Raw genomic sequence first — 14612 nt, forward strand, 5'->3', positions numbered from 1 at the left:
TGCAGCACATCACCTGGAGCATCAACTCCCTGTGCCACATGATCGGCACGCGCCCGCACCGGACCCGCCGCCACGACCGCTCCACCGACCCGTGGCCACTGGCCCGATCGCGACCGCCCCACCAAGCCCCCGCCGCGCCCGTCGTAACCCAGTCTTCGCGCGGCCGGGTCGGTTGTGCAGCGGGGCACCGGGTAGGCCCCGAAACAGTGCAAAATGGGGCAATCGTGACCTAGTCAGGGAGGGTTGCTATGACTGGGAGCACGCCGCGCACCCGCATGTCGGGGTTGCTGAAGACCCCGCGCAGCCGGGGCCTGCTCAATGGCCTGCTGCTGATGCTGCTGGCGCTGTGGGGCGGGTTCATTCCGTTCGTCGGCCCCTACTTCGACTTCGGGTTCGGGTCGGGCGACGCTTGGGTGTAGAACCATCCCCGCGTGCGCGGGGCCGACACTTGCTGACCTGCGACGCTGTCAGTGAGGGCGTCGGTTTTCATTCGGTTGGTTTGTGATCATGGCCATAGGTGCCGATGTGATGATCTTGCTTGGGTGACGGCCGAGCGTCTTTGGAGGCCGCGTCGGGTTGTTGGTTTGGCGCGTATGAGTCGAGGGCGGGAGAGGCGTGCCATCGCCCGCGTCGTGTTCTGGACCGTGCTGTGCTCTCCATGACTCAGCTTATGGGAAGCCCCCCGCAAAGCTGCGTTGCTGACTGCGCTGGTGGTCATGGCCGTCGGTTCTGTAGGCGGTGTGACCGGATTGAGTGTGTGAGGGCTGCCGGGCCCTGAGGCGCGACCAGGGGGAAAGTGGGGCCCGGATCGAGCCGCCGAGCCGTCCTCGAGCCGACATGGGGACGAAGGGGGCAAACACGACGGTGGACAAGCCCGACATTCTCGCGTTTCCCCTGGTGAGGGGTGGTGGGTCGCGTGGGACTCGAACCCACAACCTACGGATTAAAAGTCCGGAGCTCTGCCAATTGAGCTAGCGACCCGTTCTGGCAAGCGTACCGAGATCGACGGGGGGTTCGCGACGGGGTTAGGGGGCGGGGGTCAGGTGGACGGGGAGGTGCTTGAGGCCGTTCTGGAAGTTGGAGGCCAGGCGGACGGGTGTGCCGGTGAGGGTGACGTCGTGGGGGAGGAGTTCGCGGAAGACGGCGCGCATCTGGGTGCGGGCCAGGTGGGCGCCCAGGCAGAAGTGGGGGCCGAAGCCGAAGCTGACGTGGTCGTTGGGGGTGCGGGTGATGTCGAAGCGGTCGGGGGAGGGGAAGATGGTCTCGTCGCGGTTGGCGGAGGCGTGGTAGACGACGACCTTGTCGCCGGGCTCGATCTTCTGGCCGCCGAGGTCGAGCGGGGTCGTGGCGGTGCGGCGGAAGTCCATGACCGGTGGCCAGTAGCGGAGCATCTCCTCGACCGCGGACGGCAGCAGGGACGGGTCGGCGCGGAGGCGGGCGAGTTCGGCGGGGTGGTCGAGGAGGGTGAGCAGGCCGCCCGGGATGCCGTTGCGGAGGGTCTCGTTCCCGGCGACGGCGAAGAGGAAGAACATGTTCTCGAACTCGGAGGGGGTGAGACCGCCTTCGAGCATGCGGGACATGATGTCGCCGGACGGGCGGGAGCGCTTCTCGGCGGCGAGGGCGTGGGCGTAGGCGAACATGTCGGCGAGGGCCGTGGAGGAGCGCGGGTTGATGGGGCGGCCGTCGGCGCGGACGGTCTCGGACGGGCGGTGGCTCATCGCCTCGCGGGCCATGGGGGTCATCGCGGCGGCGTCGGCGGTGGAGAGGCCGGCGTAGTCGGGGTCCTGGTAGCCGATGACGCGGGACGCCCAGTCGTAGAGGAGGCGGCGGTCGGAGTCGGGGACGCCCATGATGTGGGCCAGCGTCCAGACGGGGAGGTCCGCGGCGAGCTCGACGAAGTCGGTGTCCTCGCCGAGGGCGGAGGCCACGAGGGCGCGTGCCCGCTCGTTGATGGTGTTCTCCAAAGCGCGGACGGCGCGGGGGGTGAACGCGGCGGCGACGATGCGGCGCAGGCGGGAGTGGTCCGGCGGGTCCTGGTTCAGCATCATCGCGCGGACGAAGGCGAGGTCCTCGGGCGTGTCGGGGTCGCGGATCTGGGTGGCGCCGAGGTGGGAGGAGAACAGGTCCGGGGAGCGCAGGACGTGCTTGACGTCGGCGTGCCGGAAGACCGCCCAGAAGCCGGGGCCCGCGGGCCAGGGGCCGACGGCCGGTTCGCCGACCCGGGCGACCGGCGACGCGGCGCGGAGCCGGGCGAACGTCGCGTAGGGGACGCCGGCGGCATAGGTGGCGGGCAGGAAGATCTCCTCGTGCATGCCCTCAGCGTGCATCATGACGGGGTGAAGCCTGAAGAGATCCTCCGTGACAACTTCGCGCCGTGGGTGCTCGACCTGGGCCTGGTGCCCGAGGAGGTCGGGGACGGGACGGCGGTGCTGCGGCTGCCCTGGTCCGACCGTCTCGCCAGGGAGGGCGGCGCGCTGTCGGGGCAGGCGCTGATGGCGGCGGCCGACACGGCGGTGGTGCTGGCGGTGTCGGGGGCCAGGGGGGCCTTCGTGCCGATGACGACGGTGCAGCTCAGCACGACGTTCCAGCGGCCCGTGACGGGACGGGACGTGCTGGTGTGCGCGGAGCTGTCCAAGCTGGGCCGGACGCTGGCGTTCGCGGAGATCGACATGACCGCGGACGGGCGGACGGTCGCGCATGCCAGCGCGGTTTACGCCATCATCGGCTGACATGACGCGTACAGAGAAGGTCGTCGTCGCGGACGGCGAGTTCGACCTGCGGGTGTGGGGGACGCACGGCCCCGGGATCCTGCTCCTCCAGGAGATCTTCGGTGTCGGCGACTACATGGAGGCGGTCGCCGAGGACCTGGTCGCGCTGGGGTTCGTCGTGGCGGCGCCCGACATGTTCTGGCGGATCGAGCCGAACTGGACGACCGCGCACAACGAGGCGGCCCTGCCCAAGGGGATGTCGATGGTCTCCCAGTTCGACTGGGAGAGGGGCGTAGAGGACGCTGTGGCGGCGCTGGGGGTCCTCAAGGGGCTGCCAGAGGTGGGCCGGGTGGGCGTCCTGGGGTTCTGCTTCGGCGGGACGCTGGCGTACCTGGTGGCTGCGAACGCGCAGGTCGATTCGCTCGTCTCGTACTACGGGTCCGGTGTGCCGGGAATGCTTGACAAGCTCGACGCCGTCCAGGCGCCTGCGCAGTTCCACTTCGGCGGTGCCGACGCGTACATCCCCCGGGAGGACGTCGCCAAGGTGGAACGTGCGGTCGAGCAGAGGGACCACATGGAGATCCACGTCCAGGAGGACGGCGGGCACGCGTTCCACAACCGCAAGGCTCCGATGTTCTACCAGCCGGAGCCCGCCGCGCGCGCTTGGCGGCTCACCGAGGAGTTCTTGCGGCGGACCCTGCCGGCCTAGGGCGTGTTTTGTGGATCGTGGTTGAGCCAGAGGATGAGGCTGGCGATGGTGACGACGGCGCGGTAGTGGGCGGCGAGTTTGTCGTAGCGGGTGGCCAGGCCGCGGAAGCGTTTGAGCTGGTTGAAGCAGCGTTCGACGACGTTGCGGCGGCGGTAGCGGTCCCGGGCGAAGCCGCAGCGGCGGTGTCCGCGGCGGGCGCGGGCGGCGAGTTGGTCGCTGCGTTCGGGGATGGTGTGCGGGATGCGCCGCCGGCGCAGGTAGTCGCGGATGGTGCGGGTGGAGTAGCCCTTGTCGGCGATCAGGTGCCCGGGCCGGGTGCGCGGACGGCCCGGCCCGGCCCGGCCGATCGCGATGGCTTCGACGACCTCGATCAGCCGGGTGCAGTCGTTGACGTTGCCGGCGGTCACGGTGAAGGCCAGCGGCAGGCCGCGCCCGTCGCAGGCCAGGTGGATCTTGGTGGTCAGTCCGCCGCGGGATCGCCCGAGCGCCTGCCCGGCAGCCTGCCCGTCGGCTGGTGATGCCGGGTTCGTCCCCGACTGTTCCCCTTTTTGCGGGCGCCGGCGGCGTGCTGGTGGGCGCGCACGATGGTGGAGTCCACGCACACCGCCGACAAGTCCACGATTCCGATCGCGTCGTCGTGGACCTGGACGTGCGCCAGCAGCCGCTCCCAGGTCCCGTCCCTACTCCAGCGGCGGAACCGCTGGTAGAGCGTCTGCCAGGGCCCGTAGCGTTCGGGCACGTCCCGCCAGTCCGCGCCGGTCCGGACCTTCCACAAGATCCCGTTGATCACCTGCCGGTGGTCACGCCACCGCCCACCAGGCCCCGAAGCCACCGGCAGCAGCGGCTCGATCCGCGCCCAGGCCGCATCGGTCAACTCATGTCGCCGCACCATGGCCACCATCAAGCCACAAACCAAAGATCCAGATCCGCAAAACAGGCCCTAGTGCCGCGAAGGCCCCGCGCCGGGCGGGCGGCGCGGGGCCTGGCGTGCGGTCCGGGTCAGATCCCGGGCCGGACGGCGCCGTGGAAGTTGCGCTTGTAGTAGCCGTTCAGCTTGATCTTCTTGACCCGCTTGCCGGAGCTCGGCGCGTGGATCATGTAGCCGTGGCCGACGTAGATGCCCATGTGGCTCCGGCCGCCGTAGAAGAACAGCAGGTCGCCCTTGACGGCGCCCTTCCAGGAGACCTTCTTGTGGACCGCCTTGTAGATCTGCTGGGTGGTCCGGGGGAGCTTCACCCCGGCCTTGCGCCAGGATCCTCCGGCGAGCCCGGAGCAGTCCCAGGAGCCGGGGCCCGTGCCGCCGTAGCGGTAGGGGTCGCCGATCTGCTTGGCCGCGTACCTCACGGCGTAGTCGGCGCGCTTCCTCTGCTTGGCGATCCGGGCCTGCTTGGCGGTGAGGGCCGTGGTGGTGACCGTCGCGGCCGGGGCCGCGGCGAGGGGCGCCCGCTGCGGGGCCGCGGCGTGCACGGGCCCTGCCGCCAGGACGGACGCGCCGAGCGCGGTGGTCGTGGTGAGCACGAGCCCGCCCACGGTGAATCCGGCCTTGAGGGGGTTTCGAGGGGTATGCAGAATGTCTCCAGACCTCGCGGTTGATGCCTACCGGGCAGCCGTCACCCTCCGGATTAATTGGAGGGTTCGAGATGCAGCGGCCGATTTCGCAGCGTCATTGAGGGGGGACGCAGAGAAATGGCGGCCGCTTCCGGTTCCGTGCCTCTCGTCTGCACGGATTCGGCGTCCGACGACGGCTTCCGGGCGAGGTCCCTGGAGGGGACGACCTGGGGGTCCGCGCCGGCCTCCCGTGGGAGACCGTCCGCGCCGCCGCCGCGCGTCGGGGTGCGTGTTCTGTTGTCCGGGCGGCTCGGGCGCCGCATGAACCGGGCAGGAAGCTAGCCAGCGCGCGGCCGCGCTGGCAAATCACCCGCCATTTCTCCACGGTGGCGGCGGTCCGTTTGAGACACCGGTCCAGCGTTCTGCCAGCACTGATCGGCAACCCCTTTCACTGATTGTGAAGTGAGTCACAAGCGCCGGAAAAGCATGATCAATTTATCGGTCTGTGATGCGCGGCACAGCCGGGGGCGGGTCCGGCGGTTGCCGGATCCGGCCGTGTCCGGCCATTGACGGGGGCGCGCGCGACCCCTGTAGTGCGAAGGAGATTCATGTCCGCCTCCGGAGGGAGTCCCGTGTTCGGCAGACCCCGCAGAGCACGCCCCGTCCACCTCCTGCCGGCCCTCGGCCTGGCGGCAGCTCTCGCGCTGACCGCCGCGTCCCCCGCCGCGGCCGCCCCGGCCGCCGAGCCCGCCGCCGGCAGGCCCGCCACCGCCAAGTTCCCGCCGGGATTCCTCTGGGGCGTCGCCACGTCCGGCTTCCAGAGCGAAGGCTCCTTCCCCGACAGCAACTGGACGAGGTACGCCGACCGCAAGGCCGGCGGCGTCACCGACCCCTACGGGAATTCCGTCGACTTCCGGCACCGCTACCCGAGCGACCTGAAACTCGCCCGCGGGCTCGGCGCGAACGTGTTCCGGACGTCCGTCGAGTGGTCCCGCGTCGAGCCGCGCCGCGGTTTCCGCGACCCCAAGGCGATCGCCTACTACGACGACCTCGTCCGCCGGATCAGGGCGGCCGGGATGCGCCCGATGCTGACGCTCGACCACTGGGTCTACCCGGGCTGGGTCGCAGACCAGGGCGCCTGGGACAACCCTCGGACGGGGGACGACTGGCTGCGCAACGCCCGCTTCGTCGTGGACAGGTACAAGCGCCAGGGCGTCGTCTGGATCACCTTCAACGAGGCCAGCGCCTACGTCTACAAGGAGTTGACGGCCCGTCCGATGGACCTCGGCCAGATGATGAGGATGCGCGACGCCCTGGTCAGGACGCACCGCGCCGCCTACGACATGATCCACGCGGTGGACCCGGGCGCCCCGGTGTCCAGCAACGTCGCCTACGGGTCGCCTGTCAACGGCATCTTCGACGCGGCCCTGTTCAACGAGGTCACCGACAAGCTCGACTTCATCGGCATCGACTACTACTACGGCGCCAACCTGCAGAATGGGACCGCGGCCTACGCGCTCATGGGCGAGTTCTGGAAGATCGACCCCGAGCCCGAGGGGCTGTACTACGTCCTCAGGAACTACCAGCGCCGGCTGCCGAACCTGCCCATCTACATCGTCGAGAACGGCATGTCCACGGACGACGGCAAGCCGCGCCAGGACGGCTACACACGCTCGGACCATCTGCGCGACCACGTCTACTGGATCCAGCGTGCGATGGCCGACGGCGTGAAGATGATGGGCTACAACTACTGGAGCCTCACCGACAACTACGAGTGGGGCAGTTACCGGCCGCGGTTCGGCCTCTACACGGTGGACGCGCTGACCGATCCGTCCCTGGCGCGCCGTCCGACCGACGCCGTCCCGACCTACCGGTCGATCATCGCGAACCGGGGCGTTCCCGCCGGTTACGTGCCGGTGCGCAAGCCCGGCTGGTGCTCGATCGAGGACCCCGTCGCCACCTGCCTCGGCACGACGCCCACCCCGCCCGCCGCCTACCGCCGCGCGGAGTGAGGACGGGCGTCTCCGCCTCCGGAGGGCCTCAGGAGGCCCCGCGGAGCAGGTCGAGGACGGCCTGCTCCGCCGGCCCCTGCGTCGCCAGCTCGCCCTCGGCGACGTCCACGCCGAGCCGTCCGAGGGCGGGCGCGATCGTCGCGCCCTCCTCGTACAGGTCGATGACGCGCGGGTCGATGTAGGACGCCCGCGCCACGGCCGGGGTGTTGCCGAGGTAGGAGGCGACCTCCTTGACGACGCGGACGACGGCGCGGTTGCGGGAGGCCTCGCTGTCACCGGCGCGCACCGACACCGCGAGCCCGACGGCCGCGAGGACGGTGGCGTGCCACGTCCGGAAGTCCTTGGCGGTGAAGTCGCCCTGGGTGACCTCGCGGATGAACTCGTTGATGTCGGACGTGGTGACGTCGTGCCAGCCGCCGGGCGTCCGGTAGGCGAGCAGCTCGGGCGAGTCGTCGCCGCGCCGCTTGAGGCCGCTCACCACCTTGCGCACGTTCTCCTCCGCGACCGCCTGGTACCGGTCCTTCGAGCCCTTGGCGGGGTAGTCGAACGTCACCCGGTCGCGCCCGCAGGTGACGTGCTCGCGCAGGACGGTCGCGAGCCCGAAGGTGCCGTTCTCGGCCGCGTACGCCTCCCCGCCGATCCGGAAGAACCCGAGGTCGATGAGGCGGACGGCCGCCGCGAGCACCCGCTCGCGCGTGTAGCCGCGTCCGGCCAGGTGCTCGGTGAGCGTGTGGCGGACCTTGGGCAGCCGCTCGGCCAGTTCCAGGACGTGGTCGTGCTTCTCCCGGTCGCGCTGCTCGCGCCAGGCGTCGTGGTAGAGGTACTGGCGGCGCCCGGCGACGTCCGTCCCGACGGCCTGGATGTGGCCGTCGGAGTCGGGGCAGATCCAGACGTCCTTCCACGCGGGAGGGATGACGAGGGCCTTGATCCGTGCCTTCTCGGCGGCGTCGGCCAGGGTCCGGCCGTCGAGACCGAGGTACACGAATCCCTTCCCGCACTTCCGGCGTCCGTAGCCGGGCTCGCTCAGGTCGCTGCGTCGCAGCTCCGTCATCGGCACTCCATCAGCCCGGGTGGATCTCACCGCCGGCGGGGACCAGGGTCTGCCCGGTGTAGTAGGACGACTGGCGGTCGGAGGCGAAGAAGACGTAGGACGGCGCGATCTCGTCGGGGTCGGCGGCGCGCCCCATCGGGGCCTGCTTCCCGAAGTCCTCGACCTTCTCCGCGTCGAACGTGGCGGGGATGAGCGGCGTCCAGACCGGGCCGGGCGCGACGCAGTTGACCCGGATCTCGCGGTCCATGAGGTTCTGGGCGAGGCACGTGGTCAGCGCCATCGCCGCCGCCTTGCTGGCCGAGTAGTCGATGAGCGTCTTGTTGCCGCGCAGCCCGTTGATGGGCCCGGTGATGATCACCGACGACCCGGGGCCCAGGTGGTCGAGGGCCTCCTGGACGGTCCAGAACAGCGAGAACACGTTCACCTCGAACGTCCGCCGGAGCTGGGCGTCGTCGATCTCGCGCACGTCCTTCACCGGCGTCTGGGTGCCGTGGTGCAGGACGAGCAGGTCGAGCCCGCCGAGGTCGCGGACGGTGTGCCGGACCACCTCGCGGCAGTGCCGCTCCTCGGCCAGGTCGCCGCCGAACGTCACGCACCGGCGGCCGGCGGCCTCGACGAGGCCCGCGGTGTGCCGGGCGTCCTCGTCCTCCTCCAGGTAGGTGATCGCGACGTCCGCGCCCTCCTTGGCGAACGCGACGGCCGTCGCCCGGCCGATGCCGGAGTCGCCGCCGGTGATCAGTGCGCGCCGTCCCTCCAGCAGGCCGCTGCCGGTGTAGCCGCGCATCTCGTCGCGTGGTTCGGGCGTCATGTCCTCGGTGCGCCCGGGGTAGGACTGGCTCTGTGCAGGACGCTCGCTCATGGGGTCCGGGTGCCCTTGCCAGGGGGCGGCAAACGTTCTCTATTGTGACTCCAGAGTAACTTCGCCTTCCCGGGCGAGGTCGCGCCTCCGTGATCCGCAGGGGTGTGAGCAGAGCGCGCGACGACGTCTGGATAGCATCACCCCGAACCACATTCGGTCCCTCACGTAAGGTGTCGCTTATGGACCTGAACGGAGTTTCCGCCGTCGTATCCGGTGGCGCGAGCGGCCTCGGTGAGGCCACCGTCCGCGCGCTGGCCGCCGAAGGCGCCAAGGTGGTCATCGCCGACCTGAACGAGGACAAGGGCAAGGCCCTCGCCGACGAGATCGGCGGCGTCTTCGTCAAGACGGACGTGTCGAACGAGGAGCAGGTGCAGGCCGCGGTGCAGGCCGCCGTCGACTCGGGCGCCCCGCTGCGCGTCATCGTCAACAGCGCCGGCATCGGCTGGGCGTCGCGGACCGTGAACCGCGACGGCACCCCGCACGACCTGGCCTCCTACGAGACCGTCATCCGGATCAACCTGATCGGCACCTTCAACCTGATGCGGATCGGCGCCGCGGCGATCTCCAAGACCGACCCCGCCGACGAGGACGGCCTGCGCGGCGTGGTGATCAACACCGCCTCCATCGCCGGCATCGAGGGGCAGACCGGGCAGCTCGCGTACTCCGCGTCCAAGGGCGGCATCATCGGCATGACGCTCCCCGCCGCCCGCGACCTCGCCGCGATCGGCGTCCGCGTCAACACGATCTGCCCCGGCATCATCGACACCCCGATCTACGGCGAAGGCGAGGCGGCGGAGGCGTTCAAGGCCAAGCTCGCCGCCCCCGTCCCGTTCCCGAAGCGGATGGGCAAGGCGTCGGAGTTCGCCCACCTGGTCAAGTCCCTGATCGAGAACGACTACATGAACGGCGAGACGATCCGCTTCGACGGCGGTATCCGCTTCCAGCCGAAGTGAGGCACTGAATGACCGACGCTGTCCTTACCGAAGAAGACGGCGCCGTCCTCATCGTCACCATCAACCGCCCGGAGGCCCGCAACGCGGTCAACGGCGAGGTGGCGAAGGGGATCGCGGCGGCCCTCGACGAGCTCGACTCCCGCAAGGACCTGTCCATCGGCATCCTCACCGGCGCGGGCGGGACGTTCTGCGCCGGGATGGACCTCAAGGGCTTCCTGACGGGCGACAACCCGACCGTCGAGGGACGCGGCTTCGCCGGCATCACCGAGCGCCCGTCGGCCAAGCCGCTGATCGCCGCCATCGAGGGCTACGCCCTGGCCGGCGGCTGCGAGGTGGCGCTGTCCTGCGACATGATCGTCGCGGCGCGGGACGCCCAGTTCGGGCTGCCCGAGCCGAAGCGCGGGCTGGTCGCCGCGGGCGGCGGGCTGCTGCGGCTGCCGCAGCGCATCCCGTTCCACATCGCCATGGAGATCGCCCTCACCGGCGACAAGTACCCGGCGGAGCGGATGGCCGAGCTCGGGTTCGTCAACCGGCTCGCCGAGCCGGGCGGCGCGCTCGCCGCGGCCAAGGAGCTGGCCCTGAAGGTCGCCGAGAACGCCCCGCTGGCGCTCGCGGCGACCAAGAAGGTCATCGTCGAGTCCGCGGACTGGACGTCCGACGAGGCGTGGAAGAAGCAGCAGGACATCACCCTGCCGGTCTTCATGTCCAAGGACGCCCAGGAGGGTCCGGCGGCCTTCGCCGAGAAGCGCAAGCCGAACTGGAAGGGCGAGTAAGCCCCCTGGCCTGAGTGGCCCTTTTGGCGTCGTGACGGCACGCAGAACGCCCGGAACTTCACAGTTCCGGGCGTTCTGCGGTTTTCCAAGCGTCGCGGCGTCGTCATGCTCCCGATCATCACCGGGCCCGCTCCGCCGCGCGGGCGGGTGAGGGGTACCCGGGCGGGGTAGAGACCGAGGCATGATCATCCGTTTCTCGGGAGCAGGGAGCCGCGTCATGCGTTGGGGTGCCATGCGGGTCACGGTTCTCTCCTCTGCCGCCGCGCTGTCCTCTGCCGCGGTGCTGGTCGCGGCGGGGGTTCATGCTCCGCAGGCGCTCGCCCGGGAGAGGGCGGAGGATCCCTGCCGGGCGCTCGGCCAGGGGAAGACGCGCTACGAGCCGGGTGCGGCGCGGCATGTGGTGTTCGCCGTGGCGGCCCAATACGGCACGACCGAAGTGGCCGTCACCGAATGCGTCAGGGCGGGGCGCTCGTGGAAGACGCTCCTGACCGCACCGGGGCATGTGGGACGGAACGGATACGCCGAGCCGGGCGCCAAGCGGGAGGGCGACGGCAGGTCGCCGACCGGCTCCTACAGTCTGACCCAGGCGTTCGGCGAAGGGGACCCAGGCACCCGCCTCCCCTACCGCACGCTGCGGGAGGGCGGCGACTGCTGGGGCTCGACGATCGGCGACCGGCGGTACAACCGGTACTACCGGGGCACGTGCCTGCCCGCCGACGAGAACCTCTCGAAGATCATGCAGGACGGGCCCTACCGGCAGGGGGTGGTGATCAACTACAACCGGCCTCCGGACTCGCCGGTCGTCCAGGGGAACGGCTCGGCGATCTTCATGCACGTCGGCGCGGGTCGGACGGCCGGGTGCGTCTCGATGGAGCGGTCCGTCCTGGAGGCCGTCATGCGGACTCTGCGCCCGCACGACCGGATCATGATGGGGACGAGCCGGGCCCTGTTCCGCCCCTGAACGGAACGCGGGCGTTGTGACGGGTTCGTCCGCTGGCTATCGTCGGTGGCGGCGTCCTAGTCCTCCTGAGGGGAGCGAGTCATGGACGTCCTCGTCGCGTCGTCGGTGGTCCGCGCCGGAGCACCGCCCAGGCTGGCAGGGCGGTCCGCGCTGCTCGCGTCCGTGGAGTCCCGGATCGGGCGGAACGGCAGCGTGGTGCTGACCGGTCCGAGCGGTATCGGGAAGACGGCGCTGCTCGAAGCCGCCGGAGCCGCGGCCGCGGAACGCGGGGAGCTCGTGCTGCGGGTCGCGGGAACCGAGACCGAGCGGTGGGTGCCGTGCTCGGGGCTCGCCGAGCTGCTCGACCAGCTGCCGGGCGCGCTCACCGCCGAGCTGCCGCGCGAGCGGCTGTCCGGGCTGCCCGAGCCGCATCCGGCGGCGGCGTCCGACCATGCCGCGTGCCGGCTGGCGTTCCGGGGGCTGCTCGCCCGGTGCGCCGAGGAGCGGCCGGTGCTGCTGCTCGTCGACGACGCCCAGTGGCTGGACGCCGAGTCCGTGCACGCCGTCCGCTACACGGTCGGCCGGCTCGGCCCGCGCGGCGTGCGCGCCATCGTCGCCGGGCGCTGGCCGGACGGATTCGCCGCGGGCGACGGCGGCGGCGACACCTGGACGCCCGCGCCCGACGCCGCGCACCTGCCCGTCCCGCCGCTGGAGCCGGACGAGCTGGCCGAGATGCTCGACAGCTACGGGCTCCCGGTGCGGGTGGTGAACACCCTGCACGCCGACTCCGGCGGCAACCCGTACCTGGCGCTCGCGCTCGGCGGCGCGTTCACCGGGCGCGTCCCGCGGCACTGGCGCCCCGCCCCGCTGCCGCAGCGGGTGCGGGCCGTGATCGCCGAACGGCTGGCGCGGCTGCCCGAGCGTGCCCGCGAGACGCTGCTGATGGCGGCGCTCGCGATCCGGCCGACGGCGGACCTGCTGCGCCGGGCCGGGCGCGCCGAGGCGGCGCGCGACATCGGGCACGCCGCCGGGCTGGGGCTGCTGATCACCGAGGGCGGCGGGATCCGGTTCACCCCGCCCGCGGTCGGCACCGTCCTCGCCGAGTCCGCCGACGCCCCGCACCTGGCGCGGGTGCACCGGGCCCTCGCCGAGGTGGTGCCGGACGCGGCGGGACGGGCCCGGCACCGCGCCCTCGCCGACCCGGGCCCGAACGCCGAGCTCGCGCACTCGCTGGTCACCGCCGCCGAGCAGGCCGTCCGGCAGGGGTCGCACCGGATGGCCGCCGAGCTGTACCTGCTGGCCGCGGACCGCTCGCCGGCCGAGCCCGCCGCCGAGCGGCTGGAGTGGCTGGTCGCGGCGGCCGAGACGGGCGCGAGCGGCGGCCTGCCCGACCTCGCGCACCGCGCCGCCGACGCCGTCCTGGCCGCCGACGCCACCCGCGCGCAGCGGGTCCGGGTCCGGCTCGCGCTGCTGGACCTGTCCGGCCAGGGGCTCACCGAGATGGGCGAGCTGTTCGCCGCCGCGCTGGTGGACGCCGAGGGCGACCCGGCGCTGCTCGGGCAGGTGCGGCTGCGGACGGCGCTCGGCACGCTCGTGACCGGCGCGCCCGGACGCGCCGAGCAGGAGGTCAACGCCGCGCTGGTGCACGCGCGCGACACCGGCGACACCGACCTGGAGGCGCGGGCGCTCGCCGTCCGGGCGAACATCGCGCTGATCGAGGGGCGCGGCGACTACGCGGGCGACCTCGAACGGGCGCGGCGGCTCCCGGAGCCCCCGCTGGACGGACGGCTCCACATGACGCCCCGGTACCTCGCGGCCTACTGCGCCATCTTCGAGGACCGGCTCACCGAGGCGCGCGCCGAGCTGCTGCGGCTGCTGGCGCTGGTGGAGCGCGGCTCCGGCGAGGAGGTCGTGCACGTCCTGCGCAACCTGTCGGAGGTGTCGGCGCGGACGGGCCGCTGCCGGGAGGCGCTGGACTTCGCCGACCGCGCCATGCGCGTCACCGAGCAGGCGGCCCTCAGCCCCGGCCCGGCCTGGTACCACGGCGCGCTGGCGGAGCTGGCGGGCGGGGACATCGACCGGGCGGTCGCCCTCGCCGAGCGCGGGGTGCGGGCGTCCGAGCAGGAGAACGACGTCATCTTCCAGAGCCGCCTGCTGCACGTGCTCGGCGTCGCCCAGACGCGGAGCGGGGACGTCCGGGCGGGCGTCGGCACGCTGCGGCGCATCGAGGCGCTCGGCCAGGACCGCAGGCTGCCGTCGCCGACGGTGCTGCCCTGGCAGTGCGACCTCGCCGAGGGGCTCGCGGCCCTGGGCGACACCGGGCGGGCCGCGGAGCTGATCCGCACGACCCGCGCCGCCGTCGGGTACCGCGGCGCGAGCGTCACCGGACGGCTGGACCGGGCGGAGGCGGCGCTGCTGGCCGCGCGCGGCGAGCACGACGCGGCGGTCGCGCTGCTCAGCGAGGCCGCGGCGCTGTTCGCGCGGCTCGGCCAGCCGCTGGAGGCCGGGCACTGCCTGCTCGACCAGGCGCGCGTCGAGCGGCGCCGGCGGCGCGGCGCGGCCGCGCGGCGGGCGGCCGAGGACGCCCTGGAGATCTTCACGCGGTGCGAGGCGCGGCCCTGGATCGAGCGGGCGCGGCACCGGCTGTCCCGCCTGGAGACCGGCCTGCGGGACGGCCCCGCCGGGCCCGGTCCCGCCGCCCGGGCGTCGCTGACCGAGGGGGAGCGGCGGATCGCCGTCCTCGTCGGTCAGGGCGCCACCAACCAGCAGGTGGCCAACCGGCTGTATCTGAGCGTGAAGACCGTCGAGGCGTCCCTCACGCGCGTCTACCGCAAGCTCGGCATCCGCTCCCGGGCGCAGCTCGGGGCGCTGCTGGGCGGCGGGCCGACCGGCCCCGGGGCGTCGCCGCCGCACTAGGGAACCCTCGTCCGCCCCCTGGCCGTGTAGGGGTTTCCCTTGCCGTGCGGCGCGCCTCCCTACACCTCAGGTGCAGGGGGAACTTTGCGATGACATGCCGGAAATGGCGTGTCATCGTTCCCGAGGCAAACCCCCCACTCCGG

General features: G+C 72.0%; 12 protein-coding genes, 1 tRNA gene and 1 pseudogene. 8 read left to right on the plus strand and 6 right to left on the minus strand.

Annotation, left to right across the window (positions count from 1 at the left end):
• Positions 1-248 precede the first annotated feature (248 nt).
• Positions 249-419, plus strand: a complete 171-nt coding sequence (locus tag ABD944_RS04650) for a hypothetical protein (RefSeq protein ID WP_345172716.1) — start codon at positions 249-251, stop codon at positions 417-419.
• 486 nt (positions 420-905) lie between these two features.
• Here the strand turns inward: ABD944_RS04650 and ABD944_RS04655 are convergent.
• Both ABD944_RS04655 and ABD944_RS04660 read right to left on the minus strand, forming a co-directional pair.
• Positions 906-981, minus strand: a tRNA-Lys gene (locus tag ABD944_RS04655).
• Positions 982-1025: 44 nt separating this feature from the next.
• Complete coding sequence (locus tag ABD944_RS04660; protein ID WP_345172717.1) at positions 1026-2330, minus strand: cytochrome P450; 1305 nt, start codon at positions 2328-2330, stop codon at positions 1026-1028.
• 6 nt (positions 2331-2336) lie between these two features.
• Here ABD944_RS04660 and ABD944_RS04665 point away from each other — a divergent pair, with 6 nt between their 5' ends.
• Together ABD944_RS04665 and ABD944_RS04670 are read left to right on the plus strand one after the other, a co-directional pair.
• Positions 2337-2729, plus strand: a complete 393-nt coding sequence (locus ABD944_RS04665; RefSeq protein WP_345172719.1) for a PaaI family thioesterase — start codon at positions 2337-2339, stop codon at positions 2727-2729.
• 1 nt (position 2730) lies between these two features.
• Positions 2731-3417, plus strand: coding sequence for a dienelactone hydrolase family protein (locus ABD944_RS04670; protein ID WP_345172721.1), 687 nt, complete (start codon positions 2731-2733; stop codon positions 3415-3417).
• On the opposite strand, the pseudogene ABD944_RS04675 reads toward ABD944_RS04670, so the two are convergent.
• Together ABD944_RS04675 and ABD944_RS04680 are read right to left on the minus strand one after the other, a co-directional pair.
• Positions 3414-4333 (minus strand): annotated as a pseudogene (locus ABD944_RS04675) (IS5 family transposase). The gene ABD944_RS04670 and the pseudogene ABD944_RS04675 sit on opposite strands and share 4 nt — an antisense overlap.
• Positions 4334-4416: 83 nt before the next feature.
• Positions 4417-4947 (minus strand): C40 family peptidase, encoded by a 531-nt coding sequence (locus ABD944_RS04680; protein ID WP_345172723.1) that lies wholly within the window; start codon positions 4945-4947, stop codon positions 4417-4419.
• Positions 4948-5597: 650 nt separating this feature from the next.
• Here ABD944_RS04680 and ABD944_RS04685 point away from each other — a divergent pair.
• Positions 5598-6977, plus strand: coding sequence for a glycoside hydrolase family 1 protein (locus ABD944_RS04685; protein ID WP_345172725.1), 1380 nt, complete (start codon positions 5598-5600; stop codon positions 6975-6977).
• Between the two features lie 28 nt (positions 6978-7005).
• Here the strand turns inward: ABD944_RS04685 and ABD944_RS04690 are convergent, their stop codons facing one another.
• Together ABD944_RS04690 and ABD944_RS04695 are read right to left on the minus strand one after the other, a co-directional pair.
• The gene (locus ABD944_RS04690) at positions 7006-8028 is read right to left on the minus strand and encodes a DNA topoisomerase IB (protein ID WP_345172727.1); all 1023 of its coding nucleotides are present in this window, start codon (positions 8026-8028) and stop codon (positions 7006-7008) included.
• 10 nt (positions 8029-8038) lie between these two features.
• On the minus strand, positions 8039-8887 hold the full coding sequence (locus ABD944_RS04695) for an SDR family oxidoreductase (RefSeq protein ID WP_345172729.1): 849 nt from the start codon (positions 8885-8887) through the stop codon (positions 8039-8041).
• Between the two features lie 179 nt (positions 8888-9066).
• On the opposite strand from ABD944_RS04695, the gene ABD944_RS04700 reads away from it, so the two are divergent.
• From ABD944_RS04700 to ABD944_RS04715, 4 genes are all read left to right on the plus strand, one after another.
• Positions 9067-9840: an SDR family oxidoreductase gene (locus ABD944_RS04700; RefSeq protein ID WP_345172731.1), complete on the plus strand. Its 774-nt coding sequence runs from the start codon at positions 9067-9069 to the stop codon at positions 9838-9840.
• 8 nt (positions 9841-9848) lie between these two features.
• The gene (locus tag ABD944_RS04705; RefSeq protein WP_345172734.1) at positions 9849-10613 is read left to right on the plus strand and encodes a crotonase/enoyl-CoA hydratase family protein; all 765 of its coding nucleotides are present in this window, start codon (positions 9849-9851) and stop codon (positions 10611-10613) included.
• Between the two features lie 217 nt (positions 10614-10830).
• Entirely contained in the window at positions 10831-11574 is a 744-nt protein-coding gene (locus tag ABD944_RS04710) for a L,D-transpeptidase family protein (RefSeq protein WP_345172736.1), read from the plus strand.
• 81 nt (positions 11575-11655) lie between these two features.
• Complete coding sequence (locus ABD944_RS04715; protein WP_345172738.1) at positions 11656-14469, plus strand: helix-turn-helix transcriptional regulator; 2814 nt, start codon at positions 11656-11658, stop codon at positions 14467-14469.
• Positions 14470-14612 lie beyond the last annotated feature (143 nt).

This window comes from Actinomadura verrucosospora (assembly GCF_039540335.1).
GTDB classification, from domain to species: domain Bacteria; phylum Actinomycetota; class Actinomycetes; order Streptosporangiales; family Streptosporangiaceae; genus Spirillospora; species Spirillospora verrucosospora.